The following is an 18,699-nucleotide window of genomic DNA, read 5'->3' on the forward strand; positions in this document are numbered from 1 at the left end:
CGTCGGGCTCATAACCCGAAGGTCGCAGGTTCGAATCCTGCTCCCGCAACCAGATTCAGGAAAGCCCCGGGGCCTCGCCTCGGGGCTTTTTTCATGTCGAATGGAACCACTCGGATTCCTGTCGAACTTTTCTTGACAGCATGGCGAGTCCGCGTACAATGCGCGCCATACCAGACGCGGGATGGAGCAGTCCGGTAGCTCGTCGGGCTCATAACCCGAAGGTCGCAGGTTCGAATCCTGCTCCCGCAACCAGATCGAGAAAAGCCCCGAGGCATCGCCCTCGGGGCTTTTTGTTTTCCGCCTGTTTGTGGCGCTATTCATTACGCTCAGGCAGCCCCTGCACGCCGTCGCTGGGCGACCCCGAGCACGCTCGCCGTCAGCGCCGGCAGGAAGGTCAGGGTCACGATGGTCGCCCCGAGCAGGCCGAACATCACGATCGCGCCCACCCCGCGATAGAGCTCGGTGCCCTCGCCCGGGATCAGCACCAGCGGCGACAGCCCGCTGATGGTGGTCAACGTGGTCATCACGATCGGTCGCAGGCGCACCGCCACCGCCTCCATTACCGCATCGACCGCATCACGTCCGTCGGCAAAACTGCGGCGTGCCTGTTCGACCAGCAGAATCGGATTGTTGACCACCGTCCCCATCAGGATCAGAAAGCCCAACATGGTGATCATGTCGAACGGCTGGCTGATCGCCTTCAGGCCGACCAGCGGCAGCATTCCGCCCACCAGGTTCATCAGCGCCAGTCCCGCGATCCCCCCGGCAATGCCGAGCGGGATGGCGGTCATGATCAGCAGCGGGTAGCGCCAGTGCGTGAAGATCGCCACCAGCAGCAGGTAGATGATCGCCAGCGCGATGACGAAGTTTTCCGACAGCGCCTCCCGGGTGGCGTTGAGCTGATCCGAGGCACCCGAGATCGACAGGCTCACCCCGGCGGGGATCTCGCCGGCGGCGCGCATCTCGCCGACCAACTCGTCGCGCACCCGTTCCACCCCGGCCTCGAGTGCGACGGACTCGGGCGGAATGATGTCGAGAGTGACCATCCGCTTGCCGTCGACACGGCGGACGATGCTGGTATCGACGCGCGTCTCGATCCGGGCCACCGAAGACAGCGGCAGGCTCGCCCCCTGCGGGCTCTTGACCAGGATCTCCTCGAGCCGCGCCAGCCGAGGATCACGTCCGCCGGGGCCGTAGAGGTAGATGTCGATCTTGTCGTCACCGAGGAAGAAGTCGTCGACGTAGGCCCCCTCGGTCAGCGCGGAGACGGAAAACCCGATCGCCTCCATGCTCAATCCCAGTTCCTCGGCCCGCTCCCAGTCCGGTCGGATCTCCACCAGCGGCTGGGCCAGCTCCAGCGTCGAGGGGCGGGTCTGGATGCGCGGGTTGTCGAAGATGGTTTCGGCACGCTCGTAGGCGCGATTGGCCACCTCGTAGATGGCGGCCAGGTCCGACCCGGCGATGTCCAGCGAGATGCTGCGGGTACCGCCGTCGTTGCTGGAGATGATCGAACCCTTGGCGGCAAACGCCCGCATGCCCGGGTACTGCTCGTAGAACCGGGTGATCTCGGCCATCAGGGGGTCGATGTGATCCGGATCGAGGGTCTCCGAGATCACCCGAAGCTGCGTGGGCTGTACCTGCATCACCAGGTTGCGGATCGGCGGCACCGGAGTCTCGCCGCGCTCGAACTCGGCCGGGTCGGCGTCGACTGCCGGCAGGAGATGGGCCTCTACCTCCTCGGCGATGCGCGCCATCTCATCGAGGTTGTAGCCCGGCGGCGCGTTCATCACCGCGAAGGTCTTCGGCTCCTCCCCCTCGGGGAGGTATTCCGCCGGCGGGGTCAGCCACACCACGATCGACACGCTCCCCGCCAGGGCCACCAGCATGGTCAGCCAGCGGCGCGGCCGGGAACCGATCATGCCTCGCACGCCGGCGGCCACGCCACGCGCCCAGCCGGGCGTGGCCCGGCCCTTGCGCCCGGAACGGCCGAAGTCGAGGTGCGCACTCAAGGTGGGGATCAGCATCACCGCCACCAGCATCGAGGCGACGATCGCCGCGGCGATGGCGATCGCCACGTCCGAATACAGCTGTCCGGCCTCTTCCTGGATGAACAGGATCGGCAGGAACACCAGCACCGTGGTCGCCGTCGAGGCAAGCACCGCCGGCCAGACCTCGCGCACCCCCTCGACCGCCGATTCCAGTCTCGCCATGCCGCGTCGGCGCAATCGCTCGATGTTCTCCAGCACGACGATGCTGTTGTCCACGGTCATGCCGATGGCGAAGGCCACGCCGGCCAGCGAGATGACGTTGACGGTGCGCCCGGTGATCAGCAGCCCGAGAAACGCGGCGATCGCGCACAGGGGTATCCCGATCACGCCCACCAGGGTCGCGCGCGGCGAGCGCAGGAACAGGAACATCACCAGGGTGGCGATCGCCGCCCCCAGCCCCAGGTTTGTCCAGACGTTCTTGATCGAAGCCTGCACGTAGCGCGCATCGTCGGTGTTGAGCTCGAGGACCATCCCGGCCGGCTCGAGGACCTCCTCGTTGATGCGCTCGACCTCGTCGATCATCGCGTGCTTGATGTCGATGACGTTCGAGCCGCTCTCGCGACGCACCTGCAGACCGATCACCTTCTGGCCGTTGGTGAACGCCAGCGACCGCTGGCGCGATCCGCCTTGCACCACCGTGGCGACATCGCCCAGCCGAGTGACGGCATCGCCCCGGCGCGCGATCACCAGCCGCTCGAGCTCCTCGGCATCGGCGAACCGCCCCACGGTGCGCAGCAGGTAGCGACGCTTGCCGGCGTCCACCTCCCCGCCCGAGATATCCTGGTTGCGCGCCCGTATGGCATCGCGCAGGTCCAGCAGGGTAAGTCCGCGGCGCGCCAGCTGGCGTTCGTCGACGTGGACCTGCATCTGGCGCTCGGCACCGCCACCCATGGTGACCTCCGAGACGCCCGACACGCCCTCCATGCGGGGGCGCACCTCGTCCTCGATGAAGTCGCGCATCAGGTCGATGTCGAGCCCGTGCGGATTGTCGGGCAGGGTCGCCACCCGGAAGTACATGAAGGCATTCGACGAGAACGACGTCGCCGCAATCCTGGGCTCGTCGACGTTGCGCGGGTAGCCGGGCACCTGGCTCAGGGCGTTGTTGACCTCGATCAGGGCCTCGGTGATGTCCGTGCCGAAGGGGAATTCCAGTTCGATCTCGGCGCTGTCGCTGGTGGCCGTGGCGTTGAGTTCCGCCAGACCGGGAATATTCCGCAGGTAGCGTTCCTGCTCGATCAGGATCTCCTTCTCGATGTCCTGCGGGGTGGCGCCCGGCCAGCGTGTCTCGACGGTGATGGTGCGCACGTCCAGGTCGGGAATCATCTGCACCGGAATCCGCAGGGCGGCGACCACGCCGAGGATCGCGATGATCAGGGTGATCACCGTGACCAGTGTGCCGTGCCGGACGACCGCGGCAAACATCAGTCGTCCTCCCCACCGCGCTCATCCTCCACCCGCACCTCCATGCCCCGCTCCAGGGCCTCGTTGCCGCGCACGATGACCTCGTCGCCGGCCTCGATGCCGTCGGTGATCACGGTCCGCTCGTCGTAACCCCGCTCGATCGTCACCTGCCGTTCTGCGACCGTCAGTGCCTCGGGATCGTCGATCACCCAGACGGTGGTGCGCCCGTCCGGGTAGCGTTGCACCGCGTCCCGGGCCACGGTCAGCCCCTCGCGCCCGGTCGGCAGGCGCAGGCGTCCCTCGATCGCCATGCCGGGCAACAGGCCCGCGCTCTCGGCCGGCTCGCCGCGCAGCAGGAAGGTCCGTGCCGTCGAATCCGTTACCGGCACCATCGTGTCGATGGCGGCACGCTGCCAGTCGTCCGCGCCCCCGTCGACGCGGTAGCGCAGTTGCGCCTTTTCACCGAGCAGGCGGTAATAACGTTGCGGTACCGGAAAGTCGAGGCGCAACGCCTCGCGGTCGACGAGGTGAACCAACGCCTCACCGGGCTCGACCCACTCGCCCCGTTCGGCGTGGCGCTCGGTGATCACCCCGTCGAAGGGCGCGACCAGCCGGTGGCGCTCGAGCCGCGCCCGGCCGCGATCCAGGTTCGCGGAAACCGAGGCAAGACGCGCCGCGGCCTCTTCAACCGCACTTGCCCGCGCCTGCACCTCGGTCTCGGCGATATTGCGCCCGGCCCCGACCGACCGGGCCTCCTCGAGTCGTCGCGCGGCGTCCTGGCGGGCGGAGTCAGCCTGTCGGCGGTCGGCCTCCAGGCCGGCCACGGCCAGTCGCTCCAGGCTGTCGTCCAGTTCGAACAGCGGCATGCCGGCGGTCACGCGATCGCCCGTTTCCACGAAAACGGTATCGACCAGCCCGGCGATCTCGACCGACAGTTCCGCGCTGTGCAGGCTGTTGACCGTACCGTCGAGCCGAACCACCTCGATGATCTCGCCGGTCGTGGCCGGTTCGGTGATCACCCGGGGGGCGTCGGCGGCGTGCGCGAAGGACGGCAGAAGCCCCCCGGCCGCGGACGAGAAGGCAAGGACGAGCGCGTGCATTACCGGACGAGGTGTCATGGGCGTACCGAAACAGGACCGGATCCGGCGGCCTTCACCGTGACGCGGTCGGAATGGATGGATTCATGCAAATGTGAACGTCTTCAGGGTAGTGCCAAGGTCGCGCTCCTGCCACGGATCGCCCGGGCGAATCGGCAAAAATGCTAATCTGCGCGGTCAGTCGTTCACCTTCAGTCGAGAGCCACGCATGTCCAACCCCTTGCTGGATACCCCCGACCTCCCGGCCTTCGATCGGATTGCGCCCGAGCACGTCGAACCGGCGATCGACCGGATCCTCGGTGACAACCGTGCCGCCATCGACGCACGGCTCGAGCAGGGCGCACCGTTCACCTGGGATAACTTCGTCGCCCCGATGGAGGCGCTAGAGGATCGTCTCGACCGAGCCTGGTCGCCGATCAGCCACCTCAACGCCGTGGTGAACACCCCCGAACTGCGCGCCGCCTACGAGGCCTGCCTGCCCAAGCTCTCCGATTACGCCACCGACCTCGGTCAGAACGAGGCGTTGTTCGCGGCCTACCGGGCGGTGAGCGAACGTGACGATTTCGCGAGCCTTTCGGCGGGACAGCGCCGCGTGGTCGAGAATGCGATCCGCGACTTCCGGCTTGCCGGCGTCGACCTCGATCCCGACGACAAGGCACGTTTCAAGGCCCTCAAGAGCGAGTTGTCGCAACTGACCACGCGCTTTGCCAACAACCTCCTCGACGCCACCAATGCCTGGTCGCTGGACATCGACGACGAATCCCGCCTGGCCGGGCTGCCCGAGTCGGCCCGCGCCATGTTCCGCCAGGCGGCCGAGAACGCCGACCGGTCCGGCTGGCGGATCACGCTGGACATGCCGAGCTTCATCGCCGTGATGACCCATGCCGAACACCGCGATCTGCGCGAGACGCTCTACCAGGCCTTCGTCACGCGTGCCTCCGATGTCGGCCCGCACGCGGGGAAGTGGGACAACGGCCCGGTGATGGAACGCATCCTCGAGATTCGCCACGAACTCGCGCAACTGCTCGGCTTCGACAACTACGCCCAACGCTCGTTGGAGACCAAGATGGCCAGCGACCCGGCCGAGGTCCTTGCCTTCCTGCGCGAGCTTGCCGACCAGGCGGTGCCGAAGGCGCGTCGCGAGCTCGACGAACTGCAGGCCTTCGCACGTCAGTCGGGCGGTCCGGAGACGCTGCAACCCTGGGATATCGCCTTCTACGGGGAAAAGCTGCGCGAGGACCGTTTCGCCATCTCCCAGGAGCAGCTGAAACCCTACTTCCCGGCCGATCGCGTGGTCGACGGGCTGTTTACCGTGGTCGGGCGGCTGTTCGGCATCCGCGTGCGCGAACGCCGCGACGTACCGACCTGGCACCCGGACGTGCGTTTCTTCGAGATCGAGGACCGCGATGGTCTGTCGCGCGGACGCTTCTACCTCGACCTCTACGCCCGGGCGAACAAGCGCGGCGGGGCCTGGATGGCCGGTGCGATCCAGCGCCGTCGCCTGCCGGATGGCAGCATCCAGCGACCGGCCGCCTTCCTCACCTGCAACTTCACCCCGCCGGTGGGCGGGAAACCCTCGTTGCTCACGCACGACGAGGTCACCACGCTGTTCCACGAATTCGGCCATGGCCTGCACCACCTGCTCACGCGCGTGGATGCCGCCGGGGTGGCCGGCATCAGCGGCGTCGCCTGGGATGCCGTGGAACTGCCCAGCCAGTTCCTCGAGAACTGGTGCTGGGAACGCGAGGCGCTCGACCTGTTCGCCCATCACGTCGAGACCAATGAGCCGCTGCCAGCCTCGTTGTTCGAGCGCATGCGCGCGGCGCGCCAGTTCCAGGCCGGCATGCAGATGGTCCGGCAACTGGAGTTCTCGCTGTTCGACCTGCTCCTGCACCAGGACTTCGATCCGTCCACCGGGGCGCGCATCCAGGAAACCCTCGACGAGGTGCGCCGCTCCGTGGCCGTGGTGCAGCCGCCGGCCTACAACCGCTTCCAGCACGGGTTTGCGCACATCTTCGCCGGTGGCTACGCCGCCGGCTACTACAGCTACAAGTGGGCCGAGGTACTCTCGGCGGACGCCTGGTCGCGTTTCGAGGAGGACGGGGTCTTCAACGAGCGGGCGGGCTCGGACTTCCTGGTCCATATCCTCGAACGCGGCGGCAGCGAGGACCCGATGGCCCTGTTCAAGGCGTTCCGTGGCCGCGAACCCAGCATCGAGCCCTTGTTGCGCCAGCACGGCATTGCCAGTGTCGAGGATGTGTCGCGATGACCCCGACCGCCCCCTCGACAAACAAGCCAAGCCCGCTGGCCTGGCTGCTGGGTGCCGCGGCGGTCTTCATCCTGCTGGCGGGACTGAAGACGGTCAGCCACATCGTGACACCGTTCCTGCTGGCCGCATTTCTCGCCATCATCAGCGCCCCGCCCATGGCGTGGATGCAACGTCGCGGCGTTCCCGGCCTGATCTCGATCCTGTTCCTGTTCTCCCTGGTCGGGCTGGCCTTCTTCCTGTTGTTCGTCGCCCTGCAGGGCGCCGCGGAGAGTCTGGCGACCCAGGCACCCGCCTACCAGGCCAAGCTGGCCGGCTGGCTCGAGCAGATCCGGAACATGCTCGCCGAACGCGGGGCGCCCCCGGAACTGCTCCCGGCGCAGATTCCCCTGCCGGCGACGAGCACCATCACCGGCACGGCCACCGGGATCGCGACCGGGCTGGGACAGTTCACCGCCAGCACGCTGCTGGTGCTGCTCGCGTTCATGTTCCTGCTGCTCGAGGAACGCACCTTCGCCGACAAACTGGCGGCCGCGTTCCCCGGCCGTCGCCGGGCCCGGGTACGCACCCGCCGCTTCCTGCGCTCGGTCTACCGGTACCTCCTGATCAAGACCGGCGCGAGCCTTGTCACCGGCGTGCTTATCGGCGTGGGACTCTCCTGGCTGGGCATCGACTTCGCCATTCTCTGGGGCATCCTCGCCGGGCTGCTCAACTTCATCCCCACCATCGGCTCGTTCATCGCCGCAGTACCCGCACTGCTGGTAACCGTGGTGAGCGGCTCCACGATCGATCTGTTCCTGGTCGCTGCCCTGTATCTGCTGGTCAATATCAGTATCGGCAGCGTTCTCGAGCCACGCCTGCTCGGCCGGAGCCTGGGGCTTTCGCCGGTGATCGTGCTGATCTCGTTGCTGGTCTGGGGCTGGGTGTTCGGTCCGATCGGGATGCTGCTGGCGGTACCGCTGACCATGATCGCCAAGCTGGCCCTCGATTCGAGCCCGCAGACACGCTGGGCGGGCATTCTCCTGAGCGACCGGGTGCGTCGGCAGCCCGTCACGACGGATGAATGACGCCGCCGGAACCGGCAATCCGACCGCTGGCCGCAACGCCGAGGGGAGCGGGCCGGCGCCCGGGCATTCGCGCCCGGTCACATCGAGCCAGACGGGTCCTCACGAGGATCTCGAACGCCAGCTCGAACGCCACGCGCGTCGACCGTTCGCCAAGCCGATCGCCGACTACAACCGCGAGGCCTTCGACCGGGTTGCCTCGCGACTGGCCACAGTCGATCGCCCGCTGATTCTCGATTCCGGCTGCGGCACGGGTGACAGCAGCCGGCTGTTGGCGCGCCGATTTCCCGACCACTGGGTCGTGGGCGTCGACCGTTCCGCCGACCGCCTGTCGCGCCAGCGCCCGGACACCCCGTCGAATTGCCTGCTGGTTCGGGCCGACCTGATCGACTTCTGGCGACTGGCCCGGCAGCAGGGCTGGGCCCCGGCCCACCATTACCTGCTTTACCCCAACCCGGAGCCCAAGCCCCGGCACCTAAAGCGTCGATTTCACGCCCACCCGGTCTTCCCCACCGTAGTCGCCCTCGGGGGCCGGATCGAGTCGCGCAGCAACTGGCGCATCTATCTCGACGAACTCTCCCGGGCCCTGGCCTTCCATGGCCGCACTGCTCGGGTCGAACCGATCCCGGTCGACGCCGCGCCCCTGACGCCTTTCGAACGCAAGTACCGAGCGAGTGGCCAGCGCCTGTGGCGGTTGATCAGCGCTGACGGATAAAACCGGCCAGGTTTTATCGGGGGCGCGCCGCTTTTTCCTTTCAAGCGCCCGCGATTTTCCAGCGCAAGGCATTTGCCATGCCGCCATGGCCATCGGGTTTGACAGGGCCGTTATGCTGTCAGCCGGCCTGCCCTCGAAGGCAATCGGGCCGACGGGTTTCACCCCAGCCCCCGGGCATGTGCCTATACTCGGACGAGCCGTTCCGGGCGTCCTGTCGAGAAACGAAACCCATTATCGGCACGCGTCGTCCGCAATGTATCGTGCATGACAAACGGATCGAACCCGTTTCGATGAACATTCCAGGAGGAGCCGAACGCATGTACCACTCGATAATGGTCCCGGTGGATCTCGCGCATCTCGATGCGCTGGAAAAGCCGTTGACGGTGGCGGCCGACATGGCCCGCCACTACAACGCCCGACTCTGCTACGTGGGTGTCACCACCTCCCAACCCAGTTCGGTGGCCAGAACACCCGAGGAATACCAACACAAGCTCATGGCCTTCGCCCGGGAACATGCACCGGACAATGGCCAGACACCCTCCGCCCGTGTCTACAACAGTCACGATCCCGTGGCCGACCTGGACGACATCCTGCTCGAGGCAATCGACGACGTCGGCGCCGACCTGGTGGTGATGGGCACCCACCTGCCCCACCACATCGACGCGATCATGCCGGCCAACGGCAGCAAGGTCGCCGCGCACTCGAACGTCTCGGTCTTCCTCGTTCGACCCTGAATCCGGAAGGATCATCAAGACCTTCCCTGATCGATCGAAGCGACTGACCTGGTCAACCAGAAACCGACGGAGAGACACACGTGGACAACAAACCCGATAACGCACCGGATACACGTAGCGAATCGGTCGGTGTCCCGGCCCCCGAAGGACCGGCAAACCTGATCGACACCGATTACAGGATCGGGCAGGACAACTACCAGGCCGCGCCGATGGGCGTGAACATCGACATCCATGGCGCGGTATTCGCCTTTTCCTCGCTCGTCATCCTGGCCTTCGTGGTCCTGTCTCTTGCGCTCCCGGAGCAGACCACCAACTGGTTCGGTGCCACCCAGGAGTGGATCAACGAGGAAATGAGCTGGTTCCTGATCGGCGCGGCGAACATCTTCGTCATCCTGTGCCTGGTGCTGATCTTCTCGCCGCTGGGCCGGGTGCGCATCGGCGGGGCGAAGGCCGCTCCCGATTTCAGCTACGTCTCCTGGTTCGCGATGCTGTTCGCCGCCGGCATGGGCGTGGGCCTGATGTTCTACGGCGTCTCGGAACCGCTGTCACACTACGGCACCGCGCTCGGCGGCATCTCGACGGAAGACGGTGCTCGAACGGACTGGGCCCCGCTCGGTGGCGCCGAGGGCGACCAGGGCGCCGCGATGAGCCTCGGCATGGCCGCAACCATCTTCCACTGGGGTCTGCATCCCTGGGCGATCTATGCGATCGTGGCACTGTCGCTGGCGATCTTCTCCTACAACAAGGGGCTGCCGCTGACCGTTCGCTCGATGTTCTACCCCCTGCTGGGCGAGCGCATCTGGGGCTGGCCGGGCCACGTCATCGACATCATGGCGGTCTTCGCGACCCTGTTCGGCCTGGCCACCTCGCTGGGGATCGGGGCACAGCAGGCGTCCGCGGGGCTCTCTCACCTGTTCGGCCTGCCCGAGGGCAACACCACGCTGGTGCTCCTGATCACGGCGATCACGGCCGTGGCGGTGGTGTCGATCGTCGCCGGTGTGGACAAAGGGGTCAAACGCCTGTCCCAGATCAACCTCGTGCTGGCCTTCCTGCTGCTGATGTTCGTGGTCTTCGTCGGCCCGACGCTCCTGATCGCTACCGGCTTCGTGAAGAATCTCGGTTCCTACCTCACCGAGCTGCCGTTCCTCTCCAACCCGTTCGGCCGAGAAGATGCCAACTTCAGCCAGGGCTGGACGACGTTCTACTGGGCCTGGTGGATAAGCTGGTCGCCGTTCGTCGGCATGTTCATCGCCCGTGTCTCACGCGGCCGCTCCGTGCGCGAATTCCTGATCGCGGTGCTGCTGGTGCCCTCCACGGTCTCCGTGTTCTGGATGACCGCCTTCGGCACCACCGCCATCAACCAACTGCAGAACGGCTTTGAAGGGGCTAAGGACTCGGACCTGCCCGTGCAGCTGTTCGAGGTGCTCGGCCAGATGCCGATGGCCGAGATCACTTCGGCCATCGGCATCTTCCTCGTGATCATATTCTTCGTGACCTCGTCGGACTCTGGATCGCTGGTCATCGACACCATCACTGCCGGCGGCAAGATCGATGCACCCAAACCCCAGCGTGTGTTCTGGGGCGTGATCGAGGGCGCGATCGCGATTGCCCTGCTCGTCGGCGGCGGCCTCGCGGCGCTGCAATCCGCGGCCGTTGCCGCCGGCCTGCCGTTCACGGTGGTCCTGCTGGTGGGCTGCTATGCCATCGTCAAGGGACTGATGAGCGAACCACGCGGCAAGTAACCCCACCTGGGGTCCGGTCGGCACAGAGCCATCCCGCCCCGAATCGGAAACCATCCAGCCATTGCAGAAAAGGCGACCCCTCGGTCGCCTTTTTCTTTTGCAGCAGACGATTTCCCCGGCCCGGGTTTATTCCCAGAGGTCGCCGACCGGCGTGTCCCGGGAGTAGTGCCATGCGATTTGCGCCTGCAGGAGTTCGGCCGCTGCCAGCGCGTCGAGCTTTGCGTGATGCGCCGAGTAGGCCGGCAAGCCGTAGCGAGCGCGGGTATCCCCCAGCCGGATCGACGTTCGGCCCGCCGAGAACTGCGCCTTGATCCGATTCCACCACCCGGCGCGCACCTGCCGTGCCTCGATGCTCATGGTGTCTATCACGGGAAACAGGCAGCGTTCCCCGCGACGGGCGAGCACCGCCGCGTCGAGAAAGGGCCGCTCGATGCCGCGAAAATGGACCACCACCACGTGCCCGGCCAGGGCCGCGAGCACCTCGTCAAGCACCTCGTCGAGATCGGGCGCGCCAGACACCTCGGCGTGAGTGATGCGGTGAAAGCGGATCGAGGCCTCGTCCAGGGGGCGAGGCGGACGCACAACCCAGTAGCGCCCTGCCGAGGGGCGTATCCGGGACAGGTCGAACGGCACCATTCCGATCGAGATGATGGCGTGACGGTGCACGTCCATGCCGGTGGTCTCGAAGTCGAGCGCCATCAACGGGACGTTGTCTATCGGCATCTCCGGGTCAGGGACGCCGGCGGCGTAGAAGGCGCGCAGGGCGGGATCGTGGCAGCGTCGTGCCCGATCGGCGAAGAACGTCGGCCAGGTCCCATTTCCCGATTGCTCGTCAGACACGTCTCGGTTCACCGATTGGGCATGGGGTAACGGAACCGCAGGAACTTCTGCGCGTTGCTCAGCACCTGGAAGGCGTCCTTGAGATTGTGTCGTTCGCCGTCCGATACGTTCTCCGGCTCGATGTTGTTGTCCGGTGGGTGATGGTGCTTGAGGTCGTGTGCCTGGTGTCGGATACGCACCATGGAGATGAACTCCAGCGCGTAGCGCAGCTTGTCCGCCTGCCCGGCCGGCAGGGAGTTGGCCGCGACGATGTCATCCAGCCTCTCGAACGAGTTCTGCGAGCGCGATCCCACCGCCAGCGCATGCACCCGGATCACATCGACCAGCGGCGCGGTACCGCGGCGCTTGAGATTGATGGAATTGTTGTGCTGACCGTCCTTTTCCATGACGAAGGTCCGGAAAAAGCCCAGTGGTGGAGTCCGGCTCAGTGCATTGCGCGCGAGTGCCGCGAGAAACAGCGGACTGCGGCTTGCCCGTTCGGCGATCAGGTCCTGCAACTGCTCGACGAAACGCTCCTCGCCATGAACGGCCTCGAGATCGAAGAAGATCGAGCTGTGCAGCAGTTTTTCCGGGTCGGGGTCGTCGATCCATTGGGTGAAGTAGCGACGCCAGACCGACAGCGGCTGACGCCATTTGTCGTTGGTGGCCATGATTCCCCCGCTGCAGTAGGGGTAGCCGCAGGCATGCAGTCCATCGCTGACACGCTTGGCCAGCGCGGCGAACCAGGCGTCGTGCTCGGCCGGATCGAAAGAGTCGTCCAGAATCAGGGCGTTGTCCTGGTCGGTAGAGATGGTCTGGTCGTTTCGCGCCATCGAACCGTTGACCATGAAGCAATACGGCACCGGGGGCGGCCCGAGTTCCGCCTCGGCCAGTTCGATCAACCGGCGGATAAGGCTGCGGCCGATACTCGACATCGCCTGGCCGATCATCTGCGAGGTCGCCCCGTCGTCGACCAGGCGCACGAACGCCGCCCGCACGTCCGGCATCAGGCGCGACAGGCCCTTGACCGAACCCTGGTTGAAGATATTGCTGACAAGGTACAGGCTGCTGTGCGTCTCGTAGCGCACGATGTCGGACAGGTGCACCACGCCGACCGGCCGGCGGCGATGCAGGACCGGCAGGTGATGGACGTTGTTGCGCAGCATCGCCAGCATCGCCTCGTAGACCGACTCGTCAGACTGGATGGTGATCAGCCGGTCGTGCTTGATCCGGGTCAGCGGCGTATCGCCCGGCAGCCCGACGGCAAGGATCCGGCCACGCAGATCCTCGTCGGTCAGAATACCCGTCAGTCGCCAGTGGCCATGCCCCTCACCGGAAAAGCCGCGTTCGTCGTCCTCCCCGGTAGGTGACAACAGAAGAATGGACGAGACCTGGTTCTCGGTCATCAGGCGTGCCGCGTCGTGCACCGTGGCGTTCTCGTCGATGCTGACCGGCGAGCGGGTGAGCAATCGGCGGACTCGGCTGACCATCAGGTCGTTGTCGCGCTCGTTCCGCTCGACCGTGGACTGCAGGCGCGGGCCCGACAGCTCGACGAAGTCGGCAAACTGGTCGTCCTGCTCGCAAAGCTGGTCGAAGATATCGGCAGGGATGAGGTAGAGCAGCGTGTCCTCGATCGCCCGAACCGGGAAACGTACTCGGCGATGGTGCAGCAGGCCCGTGTGGCCAAAGATGTCGCCCTCGCCGATCCGGTTGTACAACTCGCCGTTGTGACGGTAGACCTCGACGGCGCCACTGCGGATGTAGCGCATCGTGTCGATCGGCTCGCCGTATTCCTGGATGGTCGCCCCTTCCCGGTAATAGGCGACGTCCGTGCGGGCGGCAATCTCGTCCAGCCAGTGCGGGTCGAGCCGATCGAACGGCGGGTATTGCCGCAAGTGATCGCGAATTTCCTGGACTTCGGCTTCCATGGCTGACACTCCCGCGAGGTTTCCGGGCCACTGCTCCCGCACGTCCCTCAAGCGTAGGTCATGAAGACGACGGGGCGACGGAACGAGGAAAGCCGGCACTCCGTGGAGCGCCGGCTGGAAGTGGAGATTCCGATCTCACCACAGACCCCGCCCTAGAAATCCTAGAAATCGTAACGGAACCCTAGCGAGACGGTCTGGCCACCACCAGCATCCAGGGTATCGGTTGCCCCGCCCCGCCGAGTCGTGATCGCAGCCGGTTCTTCCTCGTAATAGTATTCGGCGAACAGCTTCAGGTCTTCCATCAACTGGTAGTCGTACCCGGCGTGGAACACGTTGTCGCCGTATTCCGGCACATCCGCGACCATGCCCTTGACCGTGTGCTTGCCGACCGAGTACGAAGCGAACAGGTTGACGGCCGTGTCGCCATCCTCGCCGTAGCCGTCATCGCGATCCGAAGCGAAACGCTCGGCTTTCGCACCAATGTATACGGAACCGTCGCCAACGTTTTCGATGGTGTGCATAAGGGACAGCCCGTAGATCCTCATGTCGTCAGCCCCACCCAGATCATCGAGTCCGGCGGACAATGTCGTGCCTCCGACGGTATAACTAGCGGTCAGCTGGTAACGGTCATCGGCATCACCGTCTTCCTCAAAATCACCACCTTCATGGCTATACCCACCGGAAAACGAAAACCCTGACCAATCCGGGCTGTAATAGGCAAGCGTATTGTTACGACGGAAAGCGGTATACGTTGCGAACCCGCTGTAATACGTGGAGAACATATCCACCGGATAAGCAATCGCGTTGTAGTATGGAAGCCAATCCTGACCGAATGCCACGGTACCAAAATCACCCGAGATACCCACTTTTGCGATTCGGAGATGATCCCAAAGCTGGCCTTCATCATGAGCCGATGTGTCGTTCTGCTCGTACGGGCCTTGGATCCTGAAGTTCGCCAAATCCAGACCTGATTCGACGTGACCAAAGAATGTTACCGGGCCAGCGTCATAGCTCGCCTTCGCACCGAGTCGGGAGTAGGCATCGCGAAACCCGAAATAATCGTCTTCTACCGAGCTGTCGTCGGGATCGACGTACTCACCTTGCATACGGATAGATCCGTAGAAGTCAAAATCGAATGCGCTCGCCTCCTCTTCCGAGGGAGACTCAGCCATGCCAACGGCTGGGAGTCCCAAGGCAAACGCCACGGATGCTGCGAGAAATCGTTTCTTCATCATCTTCTTCCCTCATTATTCGTTGTCTGACAACGGCTCAGCTCGTTTTTATTCGCGGCCTTCCGCCACGCTAACACGGGGCCCCAACCCCCTTTTCGGGTATCCCCCGTGTCGCCCGGACCGCCACTGAGTTCATGGCGCTGAGCGCTGGTCACGCTCCGTGGCGCAGGGGTCGTCACGCGAGATCGGCGGCACGATCAATATCAGGTCGTAGGCGTCCCCGGCACCCGGCTTCACATCCATTTGATCGATCGGCAGCATGCCGACGGACAAGACATCCGGATTGCCCTCCACCACTCGATCCAGCCAGTAACCCACCCCACGGTCCAGCCGGGCATGCTGATTGCCCATGACGGCAACGACCCGGTACGACGGATAGGCCTCGCGCGACGCCATGATCGCCTCGGCCATGACGAGATCCCGCGCAACCTGTGCCCTGACCATACGACGAGCCATGGCGTCCGGAATCTCACGACAATGCGAGCGCTCCAGCACCTCGACCAATTCGCCCTGCTCGTCATCGGGCAGGGAGAGATCCGGTGCCCACCTCTCGATCCAGGCCGAGGTCGTCGGGTCCAGGGATTCACGCCAGTCGTCACCCTCGGCCATCGCCACCGCCATCGCCTTTTCGCGTGACAGATTCAGCGGCCACAACGGCGTCCGGTTTTGCCAAGCCCAGTCGAACAATGGGCCGTAGTGCTCCCAGCCCCACCCCTCGACATCGAAGTCGCCGGCCTCGGCCCGCGCCCGGCCGCTGGCGAACGTTTCCCCGTTGAGACGATCGACACGATCCGCACCTGCCCGATCCAGCTGCTCCAGTCCCAGCACTACGGGACCGTCGAGCGCCTTCAGCAACTCCAGCTGACGACGGTGCGTCTCGGGCGAATCATGCACCTCGCCGAGCAAAATCACGGACGCCCCGTTCAGTCGCGACAACGCCTTGGATTCGGCAATCGAATCGCCCTGGCCATTCCACCAGCTGCCGACCTCGATCGACTCCGCGCAGGCACTGAAACACATCGTCAGCAGCAGGGACGCGGACCACGCCATGCGCTTCGTGACCACCTGCGGCTTTAGCATGAGTCTCCCTTGAATCGTCTGGCCACGCCCCTTCCGCTTACGGCCAAGGCGAGGTTGGTCAACGCGTTGCTGGCAAAGTCGGCAGCAAAGATACGGAGGGGAGTCTAGTAAACCGAGATTTGTTTGGCAGACATTCTCGTGGTGAGACCTGAATCGTACCGGCGAACGACCCTCACAAAAGACCACTTGCGTTCGCGGCCGAATGCTTTAATGTCAGGCGAATGGAGAGCCCTACGCTGCCCATGACGTCCTGTCGTGGCCGCATCACGGTCTCTTCATCCGACCGGGATGGATGCGTGCTGAACATCCCGGCCGGTCGCCAGATCAGCACGGCTTTGAGAGTTTGTTTTCGAGATGATCAATATTTACGTGGGCAACCTGCCCTACTCCGTGGATGACCAGGGCCTTCAGGCCGCCTTCGAAGCCTTTGGCGAGGTCAAGTCCGCCAAGGTGATCAAGGACATGGCCACCGGTCGATCCAAGGGTTTCGGCTTTGTCGAGATGTCCGACAAGGATGCCGGCATGCAGGCCATCGAAGCGCTGAACGACTCGGACATGGACGGTCGCAACATTCGTGTCAACGAGGCGCGTCCGCGTGAGCGCAACAACGACCGTGGCGGTTTCCGCCCGCGTTTCTGAAGCGCTGTCCCAGAGTGACGACGAAAGGCCGGCCTTGCGCCGGCTTTTCTGTTTCTGTCTCAGGTACGATGAAGGGACACTTTACCCTCGTACTTCTACTCGAGCCCGCGAGCGCGCTTTTGCCGCGGTAGCCTTGGATAAAAATACAGGTCAAATCGACCGGCCGGAATAACCGCCCCGAATTCTACGCCCGGCACCTCGAAGGCCAATGAGTACAGCCCGCCCTCACTGGGAAGTTCTCGTTGACATTTGCGCCACAAACGCAACATGGGCTCGGGTGAGAGAAACGCGAATATGGCGTCCTTGTCGTTCCATGACTCCCCCCAGAAATCGCGAAACCTGACCCGGCAATTAGGTAGGTCGCGGCATCGCCATCGAGCTATCACGAAGAGCAGTGGTGCCGTCTCGAATCCCGTGAATTGAACCTCGGGAAATCGTCTGGCCAGGGCTGCGATCACGTGACCGTCACCACAGCCGACATCGGCAAGGTGGCGGATGCGTCGTTGCCGGATTTCTCCGTCCAGGACACCGATTACTGCCGGGCCCGACCGGTACAACGGCACTCGATGGCGGATTGCATTGAACTGCACCAGCAACAGGAGCACTGCCGCGGCAAGAAACCAGCCCGGGTGAATCTGAAGCCCGCCCCACATCACCAGCGGGGCGACCAACAGTACGCCGCGCCACCAAGTCGGCAGCAACCGCCAACCCATGACCATGGCAAGCACGCCCGCCAGGACGGCGATCAGCCATGCCGGAGGCATTTGGTGCTGCCACTGTGTCCAGGCCCGGGCAATCAACAAGCTCGCCACAATGCCAAGGGCTAGAACGGCAAACGCAGTCAGGAGAGCAAGGTGACGACGCATGGGCAATTACGGTGCCTGGACCTCGCCATCGCCCTCGGCCTCACCCTCGAGCTCGGGCTCGCTCGACTCGGTCGTTTCGGGGAGCGTCGACTCACTCCCCGGCGTGTTCTCGAGAAGGTCTTCGACACTCATGCCGCCTTCACGGGTAGGTTTGAGAATGCGCCGAGTCGCCGATTCCTTCATGACCGTCATCGAAATACGGCGGTTCTGAGGGTCGAGGGGATCTTCGTCGACGAATGGCAAGGCGTCCGCCATGCCGATCACCTGCAGGAACTTCGTGTCCTCGTAACCGTAGTCGGCCAGGGTGCGACGCGCCGAATTCGCCCGTTCGGCCGACAGCTCCCAGTTGCTGCGCCCCTCCCGACCGAAGGGACGCGCATCCGTGTGCCCCTCGATCGACAGGCGATTGGGCATTTCGTTGAGCACCGGGGCCAGCGAGTGCAGGATCTCGTCGGCGTATTCCTGCATTTCGTCCGAACCGAGCTCGAACATCGGTCGGTTTTCCTTGTCGATGATCTGGATGCGCAGTCCGTCGCGGGTGATGTCGAGCTTGATCTGATCCTTGTAGGCCTTGAGCGCCGGGTCGACCTCGATCAACGACTCGAGGCGCTCCTTGAGGTCCTCGATCTGCTCACGCTCCATTTTCTCGATCTGTTCGAGCATCTGCTCCTCCGACATCTCTGTCGGGTCGGCAGTCTTCTCCTCGGACTGGGTATCGCGCTTCTCCGGCGTGGGTCGGTCCCCGGCGTTCACCTGGCCTTGCTCGCGAGTGAGATCATCTCCCCCGCCGTCGATCAGGCTCTCGCTCATCCCGGCACTGTCGCCACCTTCGAGCGTGACCTTGGTCGGATTGGCGAAGTACTCGGAAATGCCCTTGAGGTCCTCTTCCCCCATCGAGCCGAGCAGCCACATGAGCAGGAAGAAGGCCATCATTGCCGTCACGAAGTCGGCAAAGGCAATCTTCCAGGCGCCACCGTGGTGACCACCGTGGCCTTTCTTGACCTTCTTGATGACGATTTGCTGGTTCTGGTCTGGCTGCTCTGCCACGTCGATTTCAACCGTTTAACG

At 64.6% G+C, this 18,699-nt stretch carries 14 protein-coding genes and 1 tRNA gene; 7 read left to right on the forward strand and 8 right to left on the reverse strand.

Translation table 11 applies throughout. The features are described from left to right. Positions 1–175 precede the first annotated feature (175 nt). A tRNA-Met gene (locus ACLFRM_RS01570) sits at positions 176–252 on the forward strand. A gap of 74 nt (positions 253–326) precedes the next feature. Here ACLFRM_RS01570 and ACLFRM_RS01575 read toward each other — a convergent pair. Together ACLFRM_RS01575 and ACLFRM_RS01580 are read right to left on the reverse strand one after the other, a co-directional pair. Beyond that, entirely contained in the window at positions 327–3,470 is a 3,144-nt protein-coding gene (locus ACLFRM_RS01575) for an efflux RND transporter permease subunit (protein ID WP_410753870.1), read from the reverse strand. Then, positions 3,470–4,549 carry an efflux RND transporter periplasmic adaptor subunit gene (locus ACLFRM_RS01580; RefSeq protein ID WP_410753872.1) on the reverse strand — a complete coding sequence of 360 codons (1,080 nt, stop codon included), beginning with the start codon at positions 4,547–4,549 and terminating at the stop codon, positions 3,470–3,472. Before ACLFRM_RS01580 ends, ACLFRM_RS01575 begins: the two co-directional genes overlap by 1 nt. Before the next feature lie 205 nt (positions 4,550–4,754). On the opposite strand from ACLFRM_RS01580, the gene prlC reads away from it, so the two are divergent. The 5 genes from prlC to ACLFRM_RS01605 all read left to right on the forward strand — a co-directional run bounded on the left by prlC (position 4,755) and on the right by ACLFRM_RS01605 (position 11,067). Continuing rightward, a complete protein-coding gene (gene prlC, locus ACLFRM_RS01585) occupies positions 4,755–6,815 on the forward strand; it encodes an oligopeptidase A (RefSeq protein ID WP_410753873.1) in 2,061 nt (686 codons plus the stop codon). After that, a complete protein-coding gene (locus ACLFRM_RS01590) occupies positions 6,812–7,879 on the forward strand; it encodes an AI-2E family transporter (RefSeq protein WP_410753874.1) in 1,068 nt (355 codons plus the stop codon). Before prlC ends, ACLFRM_RS01590 begins: the two co-directional genes overlap by 4 nt. After that, positions 7,872–8,591: a tRNA (guanine(46)-N(7))-methyltransferase TrmB gene (gene trmB / locus ACLFRM_RS01595; RefSeq protein ID WP_410753875.1), complete on the forward strand. Its 720-nt coding sequence runs from the start codon at positions 7,872–7,874 to the stop codon at positions 8,589–8,591. Before ACLFRM_RS01590 ends, trmB begins: the two co-directional genes overlap by 8 nt. Before the next feature lie 317 nt (positions 8,592–8,908). Continuing rightward, positions 8,909–9,325, forward strand: coding sequence for a universal stress protein (locus ACLFRM_RS01600; RefSeq protein ID WP_410753876.1), 417 nt, complete (start codon positions 8,909–8,911; stop codon positions 9,323–9,325). Positions 9,326–9,405: 80 nt separating this feature from the next. Further along, positions 9,406–11,067 (forward strand): BCCT family transporter, encoded by a 1,662-nt coding sequence (locus ACLFRM_RS01605; protein WP_410753877.1) that lies wholly within the window; start codon positions 9,406–9,408, stop codon positions 11,065–11,067. Between the two features lie 126 nt (positions 11,068–11,193). On the opposite strand, the gene ACLFRM_RS01610 is transcribed toward ACLFRM_RS01605, so the two are convergent. The 4 genes from ACLFRM_RS01610 to ACLFRM_RS01625 all read right to left on the reverse strand — a co-directional run bounded on the left by ACLFRM_RS01610 (position 11,194) and on the right by ACLFRM_RS01625 (position 16,126). Beyond that, a complete protein-coding gene (locus ACLFRM_RS01610; RefSeq protein ID WP_410753878.1) occupies positions 11,194–11,907 on the reverse strand; it encodes a 3'-5' exonuclease in 714 nt (237 codons plus the stop codon). A gap of 8 nt (positions 11,908–11,915) precedes the next feature. Continuing rightward, positions 11,916–13,814: a DUF294 nucleotidyltransferase-like domain-containing protein gene (locus ACLFRM_RS01615; RefSeq protein WP_410753879.1), complete on the reverse strand. Its 1,899-nt coding sequence runs from the start codon at positions 13,812–13,814 to the stop codon at positions 11,916–11,918. A gap of 161 nt (positions 13,815–13,975) precedes the next feature. Further along, complete coding sequence (locus ACLFRM_RS01620) at positions 13,976–15,049, reverse strand: porin (protein ID WP_410753881.1); 1,074 nt, start codon at positions 15,047–15,049, stop codon at positions 13,976–13,978. A gap of 129 nt (positions 15,050–15,178) precedes the next feature. Then, positions 15,179–16,126, reverse strand: a complete 948-nt coding sequence (locus tag ACLFRM_RS01625) for a ChaN family lipoprotein (protein WP_410753882.1) — start codon at positions 16,124–16,126, stop codon at positions 15,179–15,181. A 357-nt stretch (positions 16,127–16,483) separates the two neighbouring features. On the opposite strand from ACLFRM_RS01625, the gene ACLFRM_RS01630 reads away from it, so the two are divergent. Continuing rightward, the gene (locus tag ACLFRM_RS01630; RefSeq protein ID WP_410753909.1) at positions 16,484–16,765 is read left to right on the forward strand and encodes an RNA recognition motif domain-containing protein; all 282 of its coding nucleotides are present in this window, start codon (positions 16,484–16,486) and stop codon (positions 16,763–16,765) included. 95 nt (positions 16,766–16,860) lie between these two features. Here ACLFRM_RS01630 and ACLFRM_RS01635 read toward each other — a convergent pair whose 3' ends face one another. Next, positions 16,861–17,631 carry a class I SAM-dependent methyltransferase gene (locus tag ACLFRM_RS01635; RefSeq protein ID WP_410753884.1) on the reverse strand — a complete coding sequence of 257 codons (771 nt, stop codon included), beginning with the start codon at positions 17,629–17,631 and terminating at the stop codon, positions 16,861–16,863. 6 nt (positions 17,632–17,637) lie between these two features. Continuing rightward, positions 17,638–18,678: a flagellar motor protein MotB gene (motB, locus tag ACLFRM_RS01640; RefSeq protein ID WP_410753885.1), complete on the reverse strand. Its 1,041-nt coding sequence runs from the start codon at positions 18,676–18,678 to the stop codon at positions 17,638–17,640. Positions 18,679–18,699: the final 21 nt, after the last annotated feature.

It is taken from the genome of Guyparkeria sp. (assembly GCF_046540515.1).
Taxonomy (GTDB): Bacteria; Pseudomonadota; Gammaproteobacteria; order Halothiobacillales; family Halothiobacillaceae; genus Guyparkeria.